The organism is Streptomyces sp. NPDC104313 (genome assembly GCF_055583985.1).
Map to the genome: position 1 here is coordinate 71751 of NZ_JBVJMW010000020.1, position 16897 is coordinate 88647.

Genomic DNA, 16897 nt, shown 5'->3' on the forward strand with positions numbered 1-16897 from the left:
TGTCGACACCTTCCCGTCGTCGCCCGAAGGCCGGGAACGCGTCCACAGGCCCAGGCCGGCAGATCCGCGAACGAACCCGAAGAGAGCCCCACCGTGACGCACCCCTTCCTCGACCTCCCCCCGCTCACCGCCGACCGCTTCGCGGCGATCGAGCGTCGTGTGGCCCGGCTCCTCGCCACGGAGCAGGACGTCGTCATCACCCAGGGCGAGGCGCTGCTGCCGCTGGAGGGCTGCATCCGTGGCGGCGCGCGGCCCGGCTCGACCGCGCTGAACGTGGTCACCGGACCGTACGGGCAGACCTTCGGCAACTGGCTGCGGGACTGTGGCGCGGAGGTCGTCGACCTCACGGTGCCCTTCCACGCCGCGGTCACCGCCGACCAGGTCGCCGAGGCGCTCGCCGAGCACCCGGCGATCGACTTCGTCTCGCTGGTGCACGCGGAGGCGGCGACCGGCAACACCAACCCGGTCGCGGAGATCGGCGAGGTGGTCCGGGCGCACGGCGCGCTGTTCATGCTGGACGCGGTCGCCTCGGTGGGCGCGGAACCGCTGCTGCCGGACGCCTGGGGCGTCGACCTGTGCGTGATCGGCGCGCAGAAGGCCATGGGCGGGCCCGCCGGGGTGTCGGCGGTATCGGTGAGCGCACGGGCCTGGGAGCGGATCGCCGCCAACCCGGCCGCCCCGCGCCGCTCCTACCTCTCCCTCCTGGACTGGAAGGAGCGTTGGATCGACGGCGGCCGCACGGCGCTGCCGCACGCCCCGGCGCAGCTGGAGATGCTGGGCCTGGAGGCCTGCGTGGCGCGGATCGAGGACGAGGGCCTGGACACGGTGATGGCCCGCCACACCTCGGCCGCCGCGGCGACCCGGGCCGGAGCGGTGGCCCTGGGCGGCGGGCTGGAACCGTACGTCCACGAGGCGCGGGACGCGGCTCCGGTGGCGACGACGCTGCGCGTCCCGGCGGGGACGGACGCGGTCGCGCTGGTCGCGGGGGCGCTGGCGGCGGACCCCGCGCTGCCGCTCGTCGCGGGCGGCGGGGCGCTGTCCAAGGAAATGATCCGGGTCAACCACTACGGGGCGGATGCGACGCGGGGCGCGGTGCTGTCCTCGCTGGCGGCCCTGGGGGCGGTGCTGGCCGATGCGGGCCTGCGGGTCGATATCGAGGCTGCCCGTAGGGCTGTTTCGGAAACCTGGCCGATCCTCTGATATTCCTCATGCGGAAAGCTGCTTTATCGAAAAGCAGCTTCCCACATTCTTCTGCCCGCTTTCCCGTCACCTAAACGGGCCAGTTTTTTCCGGCCTCGAACTTCATGATTCGGACAGGTCTCACGAGAGTTACAACCCTGTGACCGACTCCACATGGGCAGCGTTATGCCCGATAAATTCAGGACAAAGCGGAAGAAATAATACCCGAATCTCAAGAGGTCTCGCGCACGCCTGATAACACATGAGGGCCCTTCACCCAACCCTCTACGTCGATGCAATTTAGAAATTTGCTGGGTAAATTCAATTCGCATGACCGCCGCACCAGCAGATTTTGCCCGTGCCCGAAGTGAATTCATCAGTATCGATGCGCCACGAGTGGAGGACGGAGCCGCGATCTGGCGCATAGCCCGCGACTCCAAGGTCCTGGACCTGAACTCCTCGTACAGCTACCTGCTGTGGTGCCGTGACTTCGCCGCGACCTCCGCGGTAGCCCGTGGCGAGAACGGCGAGCCCTTCGCCTTCGTGACGGGCTACCTCAGGCCCGACCGCCCCCAGACCCTCGTCGTCTGGCAGGTGGCCGTCGACCAGGCCCACCGGGGCAAGGGACTGGCCGCCACTCTGCTGGACGCGCTGACCGCCCGGGTCGCCGCCGACCAGGGCCTGTCGTCCGTGGAGACGACGATCACGCCGGACAACACCGCCTCCGACCGGCTGTTCACGTCCTACGCGCAGCGCCACGACGTCGCGCTGGAGAAGCAAGTGCTCTTCGACGGCGCGCTGTTCCCCGAGGAGACGCACCTGCCCGAGGTGCTCTACCGGATAGGCCCGTTCGCCACCTGAGCCGACCCGGCCACCGCACTCCGGCCGTACCCGACCAGTACGCCCGGACCCACCGACTTCTCGCGCCGTCCGACCACTCGGCGCGATCCCGGCCGCACCCGTGCGGCGGGGAGCACTCGACCACTGCACGTCACACCCCCCTCACGCAGGAGATCCGCTGTGACCATCACCCCGCCCGCACTGAGCGTCTTCGAGACCCTGGAGTCCGAGGTACGGAGCTACTGCCGCAGCTGGCCCGCCGTGTTCGACCGCGCGCAGGGCGTCCGGCTGACCGACGAGGACGGCCACTCCTACCTGGACTTCTTCGCCGGGGCCGGCTCGCTCAACTACGGCCACAACAACCCGGTGTTGAAACGCGCGCTGATCGACTACATCGAGCGCGACGGCATCACCCACGGCCTGGACATGGCCACCACCGCCAAACGCGCGTTCCTGGAGACGTTCCAGAACGTGATCCTGCGTCCGCGCGACCTGCCGTACAAGGTGATGTTCCCCGGCCCGACCGGCACCAACGCCGTCGAGTCGGCGCTGAAGCTGGCCCGTAAGGTCAAGGGCCGCGAGTCGGTCGTCTCGTTCACCAACGCCTTCCACGGGATGTCGCTGGGTTCGCTCGCCGTGACCGGCAACGCGTTCAAACGGGCCGGTGCCGGTATCCCGCTGGTGCACGGCACCCCGATGCCGTTCGACAACTACTTCGACGGTACGGTCCCCGACTTCCTGTGGTTCGAGCGCCTGCTGGAGGACCAGGGCTCCGGGCTCAACAAGCCGGCCGCCGTGATCGTGGAGACGGTCCAGGGAGAGGGCGGCATCAACGTCGCCCGCGCCGAGTGGCTGCGCGCGTTGCAGGAGCTGTGCCACCGCCGGGACATGCTGCTGATCGTCGACGACATCCAGATGGGCTGCGGCCGTACCGGTGGCTTCTTCTCCTTCGAGGAGGCCGGCATCGTCCCGGACATCGTCACTCTCTCGAAGTCCATCAGCGGCTACGGCCTGCCGATGTCCCTCTGCCTGTTCAAGCCGGAGCTGGACATCTGGGAGCCGGGCGAGCACAACGGCACCTTCCGCGGCAACAACCCGGCCTTCGTCACGGCCGCCGCCGTGCTGGACGCCTACTGGGCCGACGGCCAGATGGAGAAGCAGACCCTGGCCCGCGGCGAGCTGGTCGAGCAGACACTGCTGGCCATCTGCGCCGAGGAGCCGACCGCGCGGTTCCGCGGCCGGGGCCTGGTGTGGGGCATGGAGTTCGAGGACCCGGCGCGCGCCTCGGCGGTCTGCGCCCGCGCCTTTCAGCTGGGGCTCCTCATGGAGACCTCGGGCCCGCAGAGCGAGGTCGTCAAGCTGCTGCCGCCGCTGACCATCACCCCCGAAGAGCTGGACGAGGGCCTGCGCACGCTGGCCCGCTGCGTCCGCGAAACGGCCTGACCCGGCGCTGCCGGGGCAGGCGGAGCAGAAGAGGTCCCGGGCCGCGGGGCCCGGGACGCCGTACAGAGAGAAAGGCACCGCTCACCGTGATCGTCCGATCGTTCAGTGACATCGAGAACACCGACCGGCACGTGAAGTCCGCGTCCGGCACCTGGGAGAGCAAGCGCATCGTGCTCGCCAAGGAGAAGGTGGGCTTCTCGCTCCACGAGACCGTGCTGTACGCGGGCACGGTGACCTCCATGTGGTACGCGAACCACATCGAGGCGGTGCTCTGCACCGAGGGCGAGGCCGAGCTCACCAACGACGAGACCGGCGCGACGCACTGGATCACGCCCGGCACCATGTACCTGCTGGACGGGCATGAGCGGCATACCATGCGGCCCAAGACCGACTTCCGCTGCGTGTGTGTCTTCAACCCTCCTGTCACCGGACGGGAGGACCATGACGAGAACGGCGTCTACCCCCTGCTGACCGAGGAGGCCTGAACCACCATGACCACCGAAGTACGCGCCGATCTGTACCCCTCGCGCGGCGCCGCCGAGATGACCGCTCCCCGCCAGGACCCGGTCATCTGGTCCGCACCGGGCGCACCGGGTCCGGTCGCCGCCAAGGACCTCCAGGGATACGAGCACGACGGCTTCCTCACCGTCGACCAGCTCATCGCCCCGGACGAGGTCGCCGTCTACCGGGCGGAGCTGGACCGGCTGGTCTCCGACCCGGCGGTCCGCGCCGACGATCGCTCGATCGTCGAGAAGCAGTCGCAGAACGTACGGTCAGTCTTCGAGGTCCACAGGATCAGCGAGGTCTTCGCCTCTCTGGTCCGCGACGAGCGGGTGGTGGGCCGGGCCCGCCAGATCCTGGGTTCGGACGTGTACGTCCACCAGTCCCGGATCAACGTGAAGCCGGGCTTCGGGGCCACGGGCTTCTACTGGCACTCGGACTTCGAGACCTGGCACGCGGAGGACGGTCTGCCGAACATGCGGGCGGTTTCCGTGTCGATCGCGCTGACCGAGAACCTCGACACCAACGGCGGGCTGATGATCATGCCCGGTTCGCACAAGACGTTCCTCGGCTGTGCGGGCGAGACGCCGAGGGACAACTACAAGAAGTCGCTCCAGATGCAGGACGCCGGCACCCCGTCCGACGAGGCGCTGACGAACATGGCCGACCGCCACGGCATCAGGCTCTTCACGGGCAAGGCCGGTTCGGCGACCTGGTTCGACTGCAACGCGATGCACGGCTCGGGCGACAACATCACCCCGTACGCGCGCAGCAACGTCTTCATCGTCTTCAACAGCGTGGAGAACGCGGCCGAGGAGCCCTTCGCGGCTCCGATCCGCCGCCCCGAGTTCATCGGGGCGCGGGACTTCACCCCGGTGAGGTAGCGGCACGCACGGGCGGGATGGGGCCGGGACGGTACGCCGTTCCGGCCCTTCCCCGTGTAACTCGCTGGACCGGGGCCGGGTCAGCGGAGAGGGTGTCCGCCATGACATCCCAGGTACGCCACATCACGATCGACTGCGCCGACGCCTACGCGCTGGGCACCTTCTGGGCCCAGGTGCTCGGCGCGCCACTCTCCGACGAGGACGTCCCCGGCGATCCGGAGGCGCTGGTCGAGGCCCCCGGCGCGGCGATCCTCTTCGTCCAGGTGGACGAGAGGAAACAGACCAAGAACCGCGTCCATCTGGACATCCAGCCGCAGGACCGCTCCCGGGACGAGGAGGTCGAGCGGCTGCTCGCGCTCGGCGCGACCCTGGTGGGCGACCACCGCAGGCCGAACGGGCGCGGCTGGGCGACGCTCGCCGACCCCGAGGGCAACGAGTTCTGTGTGGAGTGCTCCGCCGCCGAGCGGGCGGCGCTCACCGGGACCCGGCTGCCGGTGAGCGCCGACGATGTGACCTCGGCGGTGCGGCTCGCGGTGGACGCGCTGGCCGGAGCCCCGGCGGACCGCTGGGACGCGCCCGCGGGGAGCCTCACGTGGACCTGCTGGGAGACGGTGGAGCACCTGAGCGACGATCTGTTCGCCTACGCCGTCCAGTTGGGGCCCCGTACGCCTCCGCTGGACCGCGAGGTGCCCTACCGGTGGGCGCCCGAGCGGCAGGGCGGGCCCTGCAACGCGGTCTTCGCCGATCGGGACGCCGGTCCCGCCGGGCTGCTGGCCACACTGGAGGCGAGCGGGGCGCTGCTCGCCTCGATGGCGCGGACGACGCCGCGCGAGGTGCGCTCGTACCACGGGTACGGGATCTCCGATCCGGAGGGCTTCGCCGCGATGGGCGTGGTGGAGACCCTGGTGCACACGCATGACCTCGCGGAGGGCCTGGGGCTGGGCTGGTCGCCGTCCCCGGCGCTCTGCGACCGGGTGCTGGCCCGGCTCTTCCCGGACGCTCCGGCGGGCGGCGACCGGTGGACCGTACTGCTGTGGGCCACCGGTCGCGCCGAGCTGCCGGGCCACCCGCGCCGGACCTCGTGGCGGTGGGACGGGAGGCCGCGCGAGGAGGGTCAGACGGCGTCGAGCGCCGGGTAGTCGGTGTAGCCCCTGGCGTCGCCGCCGAAGAAGGTCGACGGGTCAGGGGTGTTGAACGGGCCGCCCGCCTTCAGCCGGGCGGGCAGGTCCGGGTTGGCGAGGAAGAGCGCCCCGTAGGAGATCAGGTCGGCGATGCCGTCGTCGATCACCGTGTGGTCGCCGGGACCGGTGGCGCCGTCGGTGTGCACGTTGAGGACGAGGGTCCCGGAGAAGACCTTGCGCAGGGTGAGAGTCAGTTCCCGGATCGGGGCGGCCTCCAGGACGTGCAGGTAGGCGATGCCGAGCGGCTCGATCGCCCGCGTCAGCGCGGTGTACGTGGCCTCCGGAGCGGGCTCGTCGATGTCGTTGTACGCGTTGCCGGGCGAGATGCGCAGTGCGGTGCGCTCCGGGCCGATCGCGGCGGCGACGGCCTTGACGACCTCGACGGCGAAGCGGACGCGGGCCTCGTCGGAGCCGCCCCACGCGTCGGTGCGCCGGTTGGTGTTGGGAGCCAGGAACTGGTGGATGAGATAGCCGTTGGCGCCGTGCAGCTCGACCCCGTCGAATCCGGCGTCCACCGCGTTGCGGGAGGCGGCGACGAAGTCGGCGACGGTCGCGCGGACCTCGGCGTCCGTCAGCTCGCGCGGCTCGATGAAGTCCTTCGGGCCGACGTGGGTGTAGACCTGCCCCTCGGCCCTGACCGGGGAGGCGCTGACGGGGACGAGGCCGTCCGGCAGCAGGACCGGGTGGCCGATGCGGCCCGCGTGCACGATCTGGGCGAAGATCCGGCCGCCCTCGGCGTGCACCGCGTCGGTGACCTGGCGCCAGGAGGCGACCTGTTCGGCGCTGTGCAGACCGGGCGTGGTGGGGTAGCCCTGGCCCACCACGGAAGACTGGATGCCCTCGGTGATCACGAGGCCGGCCGAGGCGCGCTGGGCGTAGTACGTGGCGGTGAGCTCGGTGGCGGTGCCGCCCTCACCGGCCCGGCTCCGGGTCATCGGGGCCAGCGCGATGCGGTTGGCCAGCTGGGTGCCGGACAGGTCGATCGGGTCGAAAGCGGTGGTCATGAGGGCTCCCAAGAAATTATGTGGTCGGCCAATCATCGGCGACAGCGGTAACTGTAGCCCATTGATTGGTCGACCAAGGTAAAGTTGCGGGAAACCGTCGGGCATCATCGGAAGCCGCCGCCCGCACCTCCGAGGACCCCCAGGAGCCCGCCCATGACCACCGGCCGCGCCACCCCCGCGGAAGACGCCTGTACGAACGCGCTGCCCACGGCGGCGCTCAGCGGGCCCGTCGGCCACGCCGTCTCCCGGGTGGCCCGGCTGCACCGGACCGCCGCGGGCAAGGCGCTCAAGGGGGTGGGCCTCTACCCGGGGCAGGAGTTGCTGATGACGCATCTGTGGGACCGGGGCCCGGTCCGTCAGACGGAGCTGATCAGGGCCCTGGACCTGGACCCGTCCACGGTCACGAAGATGCTCCAGCGGCTGGAGCAGACCAGGCATGTGCGCCGCCGCCCCGACCCGGCCGACCGGCGGGCCGTACTGGTCGAGGCGACGGACGAGAGCTGCGCGCTGCATACCGCGGTCCGGGACGCCTGGGAAGGCCTGGAGGAGCACACGCTCGCGGGCCTCGGCCCGGCCGAGCGCACGGAGCTGATCCGGCTGCTGGCGAAGGTCGAGGAGAACCTCTGCCGGGAGACCACGGACTGTCCCGACCGGCGCTGAGCCGCACCCGTACGGATCAGGCCAGGAACTCCAGCACCCGGTCCACGTCGGCCTCGGTGTTGTAGAGGTGGCAGGAGATCCGCAGACTCCCGGCCGGGGCCGAGACGGCGATACCGGCCTTCACCAGGTCGGAGTGACGGCCCTCCAGCCCCGGCACGGAGACGATCGCCGACTCCCCGGGAACGGCCTCGTGCCCGAGCCCCGCCAGCCCCGCCCGCAGCCGGGCCGCGAGCCCGGTGGCGTGTGCGTACAGGGCGTCGGCGCCGACCTCCGCGAGCAGGTCGAGGGAGTGCTCGGCCCCGTGGTACGAGAGGAAGGCGGGCGGCTCGTCGAAGCCGCGGGCGGTGGGGGCGAGGCGCTCCAGCGGTCCGTAGTTGCTCGTCCAGGGAGCACCGGCGGAGACCCAGCCGGCGAAGAGGGGCGGCAGGGTGCCCTGCGCCTCCTCGGTGACGGTCAGGAACGACGTACCGCGCGGACAGAGCAGGAACTTGAAGCCGCCGGTCACGGTGTAGTCGTACGCCCCCGCCTCCAGCGGGAACCAGCCCGCCGCCTGGGTTCCGTCCAGCAGGGTCCGGGCGCCGTGCGCCGCGGCGGCCGCGCGGACGGCGGCGAGATCGGCCACCCGCCCGTCGGCCGACTGCACTGCGGAGAAGGCGACGAGCGCGGTCGAGGGGCGCACGGCCCCGGCGAGGCCGTCGAGCGGCGCGTACCGCATGCGCAGATCGCCGCGGAGCGCGAACGGGCTGACCACGGAGGAGAACTCGCCCTCGGGGCAGAGCACTTCGGCGCCGGGCGGCAGCGAAGCGGCGATCAACCCGACGTGGACGGTGACGGAGCTGCCGGTGGCGACCCGGTCGGGATGGACCCCGGCGAGCCGGGCGAAGCCGACCCGGACGGCCTCCACCGCGTCGAAGCTGCCCGCCCCGTCCCGGCGGCCGGCGGCGTTCTCGTCGGCCAGGGCCTTGACGGCGGCGATCGTCCGGCGGGGCAGCAGGCCCCAGCTGGAGGTGTTGAGATAGGTGACCTCGGGCGCGAATTCGACAGTTGCCGCTTGGATGGGCGCAAGGATCGTCATACGTCCACCCTGATACCCCCGTGACCCAAAGTCAATCACGGAGAGTCGAGGGGGCATCAAAGGAACGCTTATAGCGGGTTCCCGGGCGGGTTCAGCTCCGCGGAACCTCGCAGGACCCGTCCGTGTCGCAGGAAGCCGCATCCCCGCCGACGGCGGTGAGAGCGGTGACGGGACGGTCCTTCCAGGCCTGCTCCAGCGCCTGGACGAAAACCTCCGACGGCTGGCCGCCGGAGATCCCGTACCGGCGGTCGAGGACGAAGAACGGCACGGCGTTGGCGCCCAGTTCGGCCGCCTCGCGCTCGTCGGTGCGGACGTCGTCCGCGTACGCCTCGGGGTCGGCGAGCACCGCACGGGCCTCGTCGGCGTCGAGTCCGGCCTCCACGGCGAGGGCGAGCAGCACCGCGTCGTCGAAGACGGACCGTTCCTCGGCGAAGTTGGCCCGGTAGGCGAGGGTCAGCAGCTCGTCCTGGCGGCCGCGGGCCTTGGCCAGGTGCAGCAGCCGGTGGAGGTCGAAGGTGGAGCCGTGGTCACGGCCCTCGGTGCGGTAGCCGAGCCCCTCGGCCTGCGCGTTGGCCGCGACGTCGGCCTCCATCGAGCCCGCTTCCTCGCGGGTGCGGCCGTACTTCTCGGCCAGCATGTCGATCACGAGCCCGGTGTCGCCCTTGGCCCGCGAGGGGTCGAGCTCGAAGGAGCGGTGCACCACCTCGACCTCGTCCCGGTGGGCGAACTCCGCGAGGCCCTTCTCGAAGCGGGCCTTGCCGATGTAGCACCACGGACAAGCGATGTCGCTCCAGATCTCGACGCGCATGACTCTTCTACTCTCCTGGAAACGTGGACGGAGTGCGAGGCCTCCCGCACCTCCTTCGGCAACGCCGTCGCGGCACCGGGCATTCCAGAGGAAGGAGCCGAGCCGATGACGACGGGACACTCGGTGCCGCCCTGCAGAAACGGGCGGAACCGTTCACTGATACACCGAACGGCGTTCTGCGCAGGCTGCTCGGTCTCGCCGAACAGCCTGCGCAGGACTCGCCCATGGCCGACCTGATCGCCGACGGACGCCTGAGTATCGGGCAGCGTCTCGTGTGGCACCGCCGCAATCTGAGGCAGCGTCATCATGCCATCGTGATGGACGGCGGCGGGTTGAAGCTGGACGACGGGAGCATCCATGCCACTCCGTCGAGCGCCGCCACAGCCCTGGCCGGCAATCCGCAGAACGGCTGGAAGGCGTTCGCGACAGAGGACGGCACCCTGCTGCAGGATCTCCGATGACCACCGTTATGCGGACCGAGCCGCCACATACGGCAGTCTTCCCGGAAGGTGAAGCATGGCAGGTGTGACACAACCTAAGGTGAGCCTGGTTCGACTATGGCGACCTGAGCGTGGACCATCCCGTGCTGGGGCAGGGATTCGAGAGAGATCCACGTAAGCGCCGTTCGGGCAGCGGAAGCGTTCCGGAATGGTTCGCCAATCTGCTTCCCGAACCGGGTAGCGGCCTGCGGGGGATGATCGCCACGGAGCTGAGCAAGAAGAAGCTTCACGACGCGACTGTGCAGGAGACGGCCGAGGCCTTGGCCACCTCGTGGCCCGGCGTCAAGAGCGATCTCGACGTGCCGGAGCTCCTGGCGACAACCATCGATGCCCGACTCGCCTCACTACGACTGGCACGCGGCTGACTTCTCACAGAAGGAGGCTCATCGGTCCAGCGACTGTGGCCTCGGCGAGTGTGGCCGGAGATCTCCTCGCACCCGCTACCGTCACCGTCCGTCGCGCAGGTTCTCCACTCCCCCGGCCAGGAACGCGATCCGGTCGAAGACCGCGCCGCAGCCCTCGCCGGTGGGCGACTGCACCAGGAAGCCTGCGCGGGCCGCCGCCCGCTCCTCCTCCGTGCCGAGCGTGAAGACGCGGACGAAGGTCCACGTCTCGCCGTCGGCGGAGGCGTGGAAGGCGTAGGCGCTGCCGGTGCGGCTGAGGCGGAGCCAGCAGACGCCCTCCTCCACCACGAAGGCGTTGGCGTCGTCGCTGTGACCCCGGGTGACGACGGTGCAGACGGTCGGGAGGTCCGCGGAGTGCTCCAGGCAGAGCTTGGCCCACTCGCGGTCCCCGACGTGCAGGTACAGCGCACCCGCGTCACCGGCCGACAGCAACCCCGGGCGCACCCGGGCCACCAGCCGGAAGTCCCCCTCGCCCACCACTCCGAGCAGGCGCGGGGCGTCGGAGGCCGGGTCCAGGGAGTCGCCGGACGGGGCGACGAACAGGTCCTGGCCGGGTCCGGCCCGGCCGGTCAGTACGCCGTCCGCGTGGGTCCAGCGTCCGTCGGGGCCCGCCGCGTCCAGGGCGAAGGGGAGGGCGTCCGGGCTCGGGCTCATGCGCGGCGTCCGTCCACCCGGCGGGGCAGGCCCAGCGGGTTGTCCTCGCGCAGTTCCGGCGGGAGGAGCGCCTCGGGGGTGGACTGGTAGGTGACGGGGCGCAGCCAGCGTTCGATCGCCGTCGCGCCGACGGAGGTGGACAGGGAGGTGGTGGCCGGGTAGGGCCCGCCGTGGTGCTGGGCGGGGGCGACGGCGACGCCGGTCGGCCAGCCGTTGACGAGGATGCGCCCGGCGAGCGGGGTGAGGGCGGCCAGCAGGCGCGCCGCGTCGGGGTCGGCGTCTTCGGTGGCGGTCTGCAGGGTGGCGGTGAGGTTCCCGGGCAGCCGGGCGAGGACTGCGGCGATCTCGTCGGCGGAGGCGTACCGGGCGATCACGGTGACCGGCCCGAAGCACTCCTCCAGCAGCACGTCGTGCGGACCCTCGGCGGTCAGCCGGGCGGCCGGGACGGTGAGGAATCCGGCGGAGACGGTGTGCTCGCCACCCGCGCCGGGGGTGACGGGCGCCCCGACGTCGGGCAGCGCGGCCCGCTCCCGTACGCCCGCGACGAAGGCGTCCCGCATGCGGTGGTCCAGCAGGACGCCGGAGCCGGTGGAGCCGACCGTCTCGGTGAGTGTCTTCAGGAGCTGGTCGCCCGCCGCGCCCTCGGGGACCAGGACGAAGCCGGGCTTGGTGCAGAACTGGCCCACGCCCAGGGTCATCGAGCCGCCGAGCCCGGCACCGATCTCCCCGGCGCGTTCGGCGGCGGCCGCCCCGGTGACGACGACCGGGTTGAGGGAGCCGAGTTCGCCGTGGAAGGGGATGGGGGCGGTGCGGGCGGCCGCCGCGTCGAACAAGGCGCGTCCGCCGCGTACCGAGCCGGTGAAGCCGGCCGCGCTCACCAGCGGATGGCGGATCAGTTCGACGCCCGCGTCGAAGCCGTGCACCAGGGTCACGACGCCCTCGGGCAGTCCGGTGCGGGCGGCGGCGCGGCGCAGGACGGAGGCGCAGAGCTCGGAGGTGGCCGGGTGGTCGGGGTGTGCCTTGACCACGACCGGGCAGCCGGCCGCGAGCGCGCTGGCCGTGTCGCCGCCGGGGACGGAGAAGGCGAGCGGGAAGTTGCTGGCCGCGTAGACGGCGACGACCCCGAGCGGGATCTTGTAGCGGCGCAGATCGGGCCAGGGCGGGGTCCGGGAGCCGTCCTGGTGGTCGATGTGGACGTCGAGGTAGGCGCCTTCGTCCACGACCTCCGCGAACGCCCTCAACTGGGCTGCGGTGCGGGCCAGTTCACCGGTGAGCCGGGCCGGCCCGAGGGCGGTCTCCGCGTCGGCCGCCTCGACGACGTGCTCACCGGACTCCTCCAGCAGCTCCGCCGCCGTACGCAGGAACGCGGCGCGCGCCGCGCGGTCGGCGAGGGCGCCGCGAACGGCGTGGGCCGCCCGGACCGCGCGGTCGACCTCCTCGGCGGTGGCCTCCACCGCGACCTGCTCGCGCGGGTTCCCGGTTCGGGGGTCGACACTCCAGACTGGTGTTGCGCTCACCGTGATTCCCTCCCGTGATGGGACCGTTCCCCGGCCGACTTCCGGCCGGCTTCGGCCGCACATCGGCAAGTGTTCGGTATTCTGAACAGAGTTCCTGAACGTGAATGCTCTGGGACTCTATTTCCGGGCGTTCCGTGTTGGCAATCGTGTGGCGGCATTTCGGACGCCGACGCGGACGAGAAGTCGATGAGCTGGAGAAGGGGGCGTGGGCGATGTCGGTCGCCGAGCCCGGTGGGGCACAGGTCAAGTCCGCGGTACGGACCGTGGAGCTCCTCGAATACTTCGCGGGGCGGCCCGGCATGCACTCGCTGGCCGCCGTCCAGGAGGCTGTCGGCTATCCCAAGTCGAGCCTCTACATGCTGCTGCGCACCCTGGTGGAGCTGGGCTGGGTGGAGACGGACGCGACGGGCACCCGGTACGGGATCGGCGTCCGCGCCCTGCTGGTCGGTACGTCGTACATCGACGGCGACGAGGTCGTGGCCGCCGCCAGGCCCACCCTGGACAGGCTGTCCGACGACACCACGGAGACCATCCACCTGGCCCGCCTCGACGGGACGAACGTGGTCTACCTCGCCACCCGGCAGTCCCAGCACTATCTGCGCCCCTTCACCCGGGTCGGCCGCCGGCTGCCCGCGCACTCCACCTCGCTCGGCAAGGCGCTGCTGGCGACCCACAGCGACGAGCAGGTCCGCAAGATGCTGCCCGAGTCACTACCCGCGCTGACCGAGCACACCATCACGGACCGCGAGAAGCTCGTCGAGGAGCTGCGGCTGGTCCGCGAGCAGGGCTACGCGGTGGACCGCGAGGAGAACACCGTCGGCCTGCGCTGCTTCGGCGTGGCGATCCCCTACCGGACGCCCGCGCGCGACGCGATCAGCTGCTCGGTGCCGGTCGCCCGGCTCACCCCCGGTCACGAACAGCTGGTGAAGGACGCCCTGTTCGACGCCCGGGACCGGCTCACTCTCGCGACCCGGAGGCTCTGATGGCCGGGATGGTGCTGCGCCCGGTCCAGGACGGGGACCTCCCCCTGTTCTTCGCCTGGATGAGCGACCCCGAGGCGGGGCGCGTCGCCGCGTTCACCGCCGAGGACCCCACCGACCGGGCCGCGTTCGACGCCCACTGGGCACGGATCCGGGCCGGGTCCCGCGTGGTGATGCGCACGGTGGTGGCCGACGGTGCGGTGGTGGGCCATGTCGGGGAGTACGGGGACCTCGGCGACCGCCAGGTCACGTACTGGATCGGCCGCGCGCACTGGGGCCGGGGACTGGCGACGGCCGCCCTGCGGGCGTTCCTCGACGAGACGCCCACGCGCCCGCTGCACGCGCGTGCGGCGGCCGACAACCTCGGCTCGCGCCGGGTGCTGGAGAAGTGCGGCTTCATCGTGACCGGCGAGGATCGCGGATTCGCCCGGGCCCGGGGCGAGGAGATCGACGAGGTCCTGGTCACGCTGCGCGGCTGAGAGATCGTCGTGAGGTTGTCGGGTGACCTCGAACCGGACGGACTCCGGGGCCGGGCGCGGCCCGCGTGCGGCGCGCCTCTCCCCGTGCTCGGCGCCTCTCCCCGTGCCGGCGCTCCTCCCCCGTGCTCGGCGCCCCTCACTCGTACCGGCCACCTGAGAAATCAGTGAGAAGGGGCACCGGCGGGAACGACCGGAACGCGCCCGCTCGTCCCTCCGATGGGATGAACAAGACAATCAGGCGCGCTTCGGTCTTCTGTCTGCTCATGGTGCTCGCCCTGCTGGTGCGGGCGACGTGGGTGCAGGGCTACCAGGCCAAGGCGCTCGCAGAGGACGAGCACAACCGGCGGAACACCATCGCGCGGTACGCGCAGCCGCTCGGGGACATCATCGTGGCCGGTTCGCCGGTCACCGGATCGAAGGGGACCAGTGGCGGCGACCTCCGGTACAAGCGCGCGTACACCCAGGGCGAGCTGTACGCGCCCGTTACGGGCTACAGCTCGCAGGCCTACGGGGCGACCCAGCTCGAAGGCATCCACAGCGGTGTCCTGGACGGCACGGACGACCGGCTGAAGAACCCGAAGGACCTGCTCACCGGTGGGCAGGCCACCCCCGGCAACGTGCTGACGACGATCGATCCGGACGTCCAGAAGGCGGCCTACGAGGCACTCGGCGACGCCAAGGGCGCGGCGGTGGCCATCGACCCGGGGACCGGCCGCATCCTCGGCATGGTCTCCACCCCCTCGTACGACCCATCGAAGATCAGCGGGACGACGGACCAGGACGCCTGGCAGGCCCTGCTGGACGACCCGGACAAGCCGCTGGTCAACCGGGCGCTACGGCAGCCGCTGCCACCGGGCTCCACGTTCAAGCTGGTGGTCGCGGCGGCCGCGCTGGAGAACGGGCTGTACGGCTCGGTCGACGAGCGCACCGACAGCCCCGACCCGTACACCCTGCCCGGCACCAGCACCGTGCTCCCCAACGAGAACGCGTCCGCCCCCTGCGAGAACGCGACCCTGCGCACCGCGCTCCAGTACTCCTGCAACAACGTCTTCGCGAAGGCCGCCGCCGACCTCGGCCAGGACGAGGTCAAGGAGATGGCGGACGCGTTCGGGTTCGACACCGAGAAGCTGGACGTCCCGGTGCGGGCGGCGAAGAGCGTCTACCCGACCGGCATGGACAAGGCCCAGACGGCTCTGACGGGGATCGGCCAGTTCGAGGTCACCGCGACCCCGCTCCAGATGGCGATGGTCACCTCGGCCCTCGCCAACGGCGGTGAGCTGGCCGCGCCGCACATGGTCTCCCAGGTGACCGACGGGGACGGCACGGCGCTGGAGGAGACCGCCGACGGCGACACGGAGCGCGTGGTGAAGGAGTCGACCGCCGAGCAGCTGCGGAGCGCGATGGTGACGGTCGTCGAGGAGGGCACCGGCACCAACGCCCGGATTCCCGGGGCCGAGGTGGGCGGGAAGACGGGCACCGCGCAGCACGGCGTGGAGAACAGCAACACCCCGTACGCCTGGTTCACTTCGTACGCGAAGGACCGCGACAGCGGCAAGGAGGTCGCCGTCGCGGTGATCGTCGAGGACTCCGGGGCGGCGCGCTCCGAGATCAGCGGCAACGGGCTGGCCGCGCCGATCGCGCAGAAGACGATGCGGGCGGCGCTGGAGCGGTGAGCGGACCGCCCCCGCGCACCCCCGACAGCCCCAACTTAGGCTACCCTTCCCTTACTCGGCGCTCCGGACGGTCCCGGAGCGCCGAGGGTCGGGTGTGCGGGCGGGCTGGAGGTACGGGCATGGGTTCGGCGGAGCAGGGAACGGGGCGCGACGACGTCGGCCCCGTACACAGCCAGGGCGAGGCGTCCCGAGCCCGTACCCGCGACGGGCGCGAGCTGTACTACCAACGGCTGCCGGGCCCCGCCGGAACGGCCGGCCGGACCACCGTGGTCTTCGAGGGCGGGCTCGCCGCCGGTCGCTCCTACTGGGCCGGCGTCCAGGCCGCGCTGGCCGACGTCGCACCGACCGTGGTGTACGACCGCAGCGGGCTGGGGCGCAGCCCGGCCGCCCCGGCCGGGGTCTCGCGCCGGCTGGCCGCCCTCGCCGACGACCTCGGCGATCTGCTCGACCACCTCGACCGCCTCGGCCCCGGGGGTCCCTACCTCCTCGTCGGCCACAGCTGGGGCGGCCCGCTGGTCCGGCTGGCGGCTGCCGCGGGGACCGCCCGGGTGGCGGGGCTCGTGCTCGTCGACCCCACCGACGAGTCCTGCGAGCTGCTGTTCCAGCCGTCGATGCGGCGGGCCGAGCGGATCGGGCAGGTGGCGACGGTCGCGCTGGCCCGGCTGGGACTGCTGGGTCGCGCCCACCGCTCGCTCACCGCCGCGCTGCCGCCGGACGCCGCCGCCGATATGCGGGCCGAGGGCTACACCGTCGCCATGACCCGCACCCGGGGCCGCGAACTGGAGGACGCGGCGGGTGACCTGCGGGCCCTGGCGGAGAACCCGCCGGGCCTGGCGGGGCTGCCGGTGACCGTGGTGTCGGCGGGGCTGGTGTCGCCCGGGATGCCTAAGTCCGTCCGGGAGCGGGCGACCGCCTCGCACGCGTACCGGGCCCGGCAGTCGCCGCACGGACGGCATGTGGTGCTGCCCGAGGCGGACCACATGGTGCTGACCACGTCGGCCGCCGAACTCGCCGAGGAGATCCGCCGGTCGCTGGTCTGAGCCCGATGGGGCGCGGGCCCCTTCAGGACAGTCGCTTCAGGACAGTCGCATCGGGGCAGTCACTTCAGGGCATCC

At 71.6% G+C, this 16897-nt stretch carries 18 protein-coding genes; 13 read left to right on the forward strand and 5 right to left on the reverse strand.

Going from position 1 to position 16897, the window contains the following annotated elements:
* The first annotated feature begins 93 nt into the window (after window positions 1–93).
* From ACZ60Q_RS32560 to ACZ60Q_RS32585, 6 genes are all read left to right on the forward strand, one after another.
* Window positions 94–1200, forward strand: coding sequence for a pyridoxal-phosphate-dependent aminotransferase family protein (locus tag ACZ60Q_RS32560; RefSeq protein ID WP_469641165.1), 1107 nt, complete (start codon window positions 94–96; stop codon window positions 1198–1200).
* Between the two features lie 309 nt (window positions 1201–1509).
* Window positions 1510–2040, forward strand: coding sequence for a diaminobutyrate acetyltransferase (ectA, locus tag ACZ60Q_RS32565; protein ID WP_469641166.1), 531 nt, complete (start codon window positions 1510–1512; stop codon window positions 2038–2040).
* A 159-nt stretch (window positions 2041–2199) separates the two neighbouring features.
* Complete coding sequence (gene ectB, locus ACZ60Q_RS32570) at window positions 2200–3462, forward strand: diaminobutyrate--2-oxoglutarate transaminase (protein WP_469641167.1); 1263 nt, start codon at window positions 2200–2202, stop codon at window positions 3460–3462.
* A gap of 86 nt (window positions 3463–3548) precedes the next feature.
* A complete protein-coding gene (locus ACZ60Q_RS32575; protein ID WP_469641168.1) occupies window positions 3549–3947 on the forward strand; it encodes an ectoine synthase in 399 nt (132 codons plus the stop codon).
* Window positions 3948–3953: 6 nt separating this feature from the next.
* Window positions 3954–4847 (forward strand): ectoine hydroxylase, encoded by an 894-nt coding sequence (gene thpD, locus ACZ60Q_RS32580; protein WP_469641169.1) that lies wholly within the window; start codon window positions 3954–3956, stop codon window positions 4845–4847.
* 101 nt (window positions 4848–4948) lie between these two features.
* Window positions 4949–5986, forward strand: coding sequence for a VOC family protein (locus tag ACZ60Q_RS32585; RefSeq protein WP_469641170.1), 1038 nt, complete (start codon window positions 4949–4951; stop codon window positions 5984–5986).
* On the opposite strand, the gene ACZ60Q_RS32590 is transcribed toward ACZ60Q_RS32585, so the two are convergent.
* Window positions 5962–7032 (reverse strand): alkene reductase, encoded by a 1071-nt coding sequence (locus ACZ60Q_RS32590; RefSeq protein WP_469641171.1) that lies wholly within the window; start codon window positions 7030–7032, stop codon window positions 5962–5964. The genes ACZ60Q_RS32585 and ACZ60Q_RS32590 overlap by 25 nt on opposite strands.
* Before the next feature lie 153 nt (window positions 7033–7185).
* Between ACZ60Q_RS32590 and ACZ60Q_RS32595 the strand changes: the two genes are divergently transcribed.
* Window positions 7186–7692 carry a MarR family winged helix-turn-helix transcriptional regulator gene (locus ACZ60Q_RS32595; RefSeq protein ID WP_469641172.1) on the forward strand — a complete coding sequence of 169 codons (507 nt, stop codon included), beginning with the start codon at window positions 7186–7188 and terminating at the stop codon, window positions 7690–7692.
* Window positions 7693–7708: 16 nt separating this feature from the next.
* Here the strand turns inward: ACZ60Q_RS32595 and ACZ60Q_RS32600 are convergent, their stop codons facing one another.
* Both ACZ60Q_RS32600 and ACZ60Q_RS32605 read right to left on the reverse strand, forming a co-directional pair.
* Complete coding sequence (locus ACZ60Q_RS32600; protein ID WP_469641173.1) at window positions 7709–8767, reverse strand: aminotransferase class V-fold PLP-dependent enzyme; 1059 nt, start codon at window positions 8765–8767, stop codon at window positions 7709–7711.
* A gap of 91 nt (window positions 8768–8858) precedes the next feature.
* Window positions 8859–9575 carry a DsbA family oxidoreductase gene (locus tag ACZ60Q_RS32605; RefSeq protein WP_469641174.1) on the reverse strand — a complete coding sequence of 239 codons (717 nt, stop codon included), beginning with the start codon at window positions 9573–9575 and terminating at the stop codon, window positions 8859–8861.
* Window positions 9576–9799: 224 nt separating this feature from the next.
* Between ACZ60Q_RS32605 and ACZ60Q_RS32610 the strand changes: the two genes are divergently transcribed.
* Window positions 9800–10036, forward strand: a complete 237-nt coding sequence (locus tag ACZ60Q_RS32610) for a restriction system modified-DNA reader domain-containing protein (protein WP_469641175.1) — start codon at window positions 9800–9802, stop codon at window positions 10034–10036.
* 110 nt (window positions 10037–10146) lie between these two features.
* Window positions 10147–10440 carry a hypothetical protein gene (locus tag ACZ60Q_RS32615; protein ID WP_469641176.1) on the forward strand — a complete coding sequence of 98 codons (294 nt, stop codon included), beginning with the start codon at window positions 10147–10149 and terminating at the stop codon, window positions 10438–10440.
* Between the two features lie 81 nt (window positions 10441–10521).
* Here ACZ60Q_RS32615 and ACZ60Q_RS32620 read toward each other — a convergent pair whose 3' ends face one another.
* The gene (locus ACZ60Q_RS32620; protein ID WP_469641177.1) at window positions 10522–11133 is read right to left on the reverse strand and encodes a DUF1349 domain-containing protein; all 612 of its coding nucleotides are present in this window, start codon (window positions 11131–11133) and stop codon (window positions 10522–10524) included.
* On the reverse strand, window positions 11130–12650 hold the full coding sequence (locus ACZ60Q_RS32625; RefSeq protein WP_469641178.1) for an aldehyde dehydrogenase (NADP(+)): 1521 nt from the start codon (window positions 12648–12650) through the stop codon (window positions 11130–11132). Before ACZ60Q_RS32625 ends, ACZ60Q_RS32620 begins: the two co-directional genes overlap by 4 nt.
* A gap of 212 nt (window positions 12651–12862) precedes the next feature.
* On the opposite strand from ACZ60Q_RS32625, the gene ACZ60Q_RS32630 reads away from it, so the two are divergent.
* The 4 genes from ACZ60Q_RS32630 (at window position 12863) to ACZ60Q_RS32645 (ending at window position 16822) form a co-directional block, all read left to right on the forward strand.
* On the forward strand, window positions 12863–13633 hold the full coding sequence (locus ACZ60Q_RS32630) for an IclR family transcriptional regulator (protein WP_469641179.1): 771 nt from the start codon (window positions 12863–12865) through the stop codon (window positions 13631–13633).
* The gene (locus ACZ60Q_RS32635) at window positions 13633–14109 is read left to right on the forward strand and encodes a GNAT family N-acetyltransferase (protein WP_469641180.1); all 477 of its coding nucleotides are present in this window, start codon (window positions 13633–13635) and stop codon (window positions 14107–14109) included. The genes ACZ60Q_RS32630 and ACZ60Q_RS32635 overlap by 1 nt, the downstream gene beginning before the upstream one ends.
* A 221-nt stretch (window positions 14110–14330) precedes the next feature.
* Window positions 14331–15782 carry a peptidoglycan D,D-transpeptidase FtsI family protein gene (locus tag ACZ60Q_RS32640; protein ID WP_469641181.1) on the forward strand — a complete coding sequence of 484 codons (1452 nt, stop codon included), beginning with the start codon at window positions 14331–14333 and terminating at the stop codon, window positions 15780–15782.
* Between the two features lie 119 nt (window positions 15783–15901).
* Window positions 15902–16822 carry an alpha/beta fold hydrolase gene (locus ACZ60Q_RS32645; protein ID WP_469641182.1) on the forward strand — a complete coding sequence of 307 codons (921 nt, stop codon included), beginning with the start codon at window positions 15902–15904 and terminating at the stop codon, window positions 16820–16822.
* Window positions 16823–16897 lie beyond the last annotated feature (75 nt).

What these genes read in the sequence shown, in the direction of transcription:
- thpD (WP_469641169.1), top strand. Translation starts at nt 3,954, where the DNA reads ATGACCACCGAAGTACGCGCCGATCTGTACCCCTCGCGCGGCGCCGCC.
- ectA (WP_469641166.1), top strand. Translation starts at nt 1,510, where the DNA reads ATGACCGCCGCACCAGCAGATTTTGCCCGTGCCCGAAGTGAATTCATC.
- ACZ60Q_RS32640 (WP_469641181.1), top strand. Translation starts at nt 14,331, where the DNA reads ATGAACAAGACAATCAGGCGCGCTTCGGTCTTCTGTCTGCTCATGGTG.
- ACZ60Q_RS32590 (WP_469641171.1), bottom strand. Translation starts at nt 7,032, where the DNA reads ATGACCACCGCTTTCGACCCGATCGACCTGTCCGGCACCCAGCTGGCC.
- ACZ60Q_RS32610 (WP_469641175.1), top strand. Translation starts at nt 9,800, where the DNA reads ATGGCCGACCTGATCGCCGACGGACGCCTGAGTATCGGGCAGCGTCTC.
- ACZ60Q_RS32595 (WP_469641172.1), top strand. Translation starts at nt 7,186, where the DNA reads ATGACCACCGGCCGCGCCACCCCCGCGGAAGACGCCTGTACGAACGCG.
- ACZ60Q_RS32635 (WP_469641180.1), top strand. Translation starts at nt 13,633, where the DNA reads ATGGCCGGGATGGTGCTGCGCCCGGTCCAGGACGGGGACCTCCCCCTG.
- ACZ60Q_RS32585 (WP_469641170.1), top strand. Translation starts at nt 4,949, where the DNA reads ATGACATCCCAGGTACGCCACATCACGATCGACTGCGCCGACGCCTAC.
- ACZ60Q_RS32605 (WP_469641174.1), bottom strand. Translation starts at nt 9,575, where the DNA reads ATGCGCGTCGAGATCTGGAGCGACATCGCTTGTCCGTGGTGCTACATC.
- ACZ60Q_RS32620 (WP_469641177.1), bottom strand. Translation starts at nt 11,133, where the DNA reads ATGAGCCCGAGCCCGGACGCCCTCCCCTTCGCCCTGGACGCGGCGGGC.
- ACZ60Q_RS32600 (WP_469641173.1), bottom strand. Translation starts at nt 8,767, where the DNA reads ATGACGATCCTTGCGCCCATCCAAGCGGCAACTGTCGAATTCGCGCCC.
- ACZ60Q_RS32645 (WP_469641182.1), top strand. Translation starts at nt 15,902, where the DNA reads ATGGGTTCGGCGGAGCAGGGAACGGGGCGCGACGACGTCGGCCCCGTA.
- ACZ60Q_RS32630 (WP_469641179.1), top strand. Translation starts at nt 12,863, where the DNA reads ATGTCGGTCGCCGAGCCCGGTGGGGCACAGGTCAAGTCCGCGGTACGG.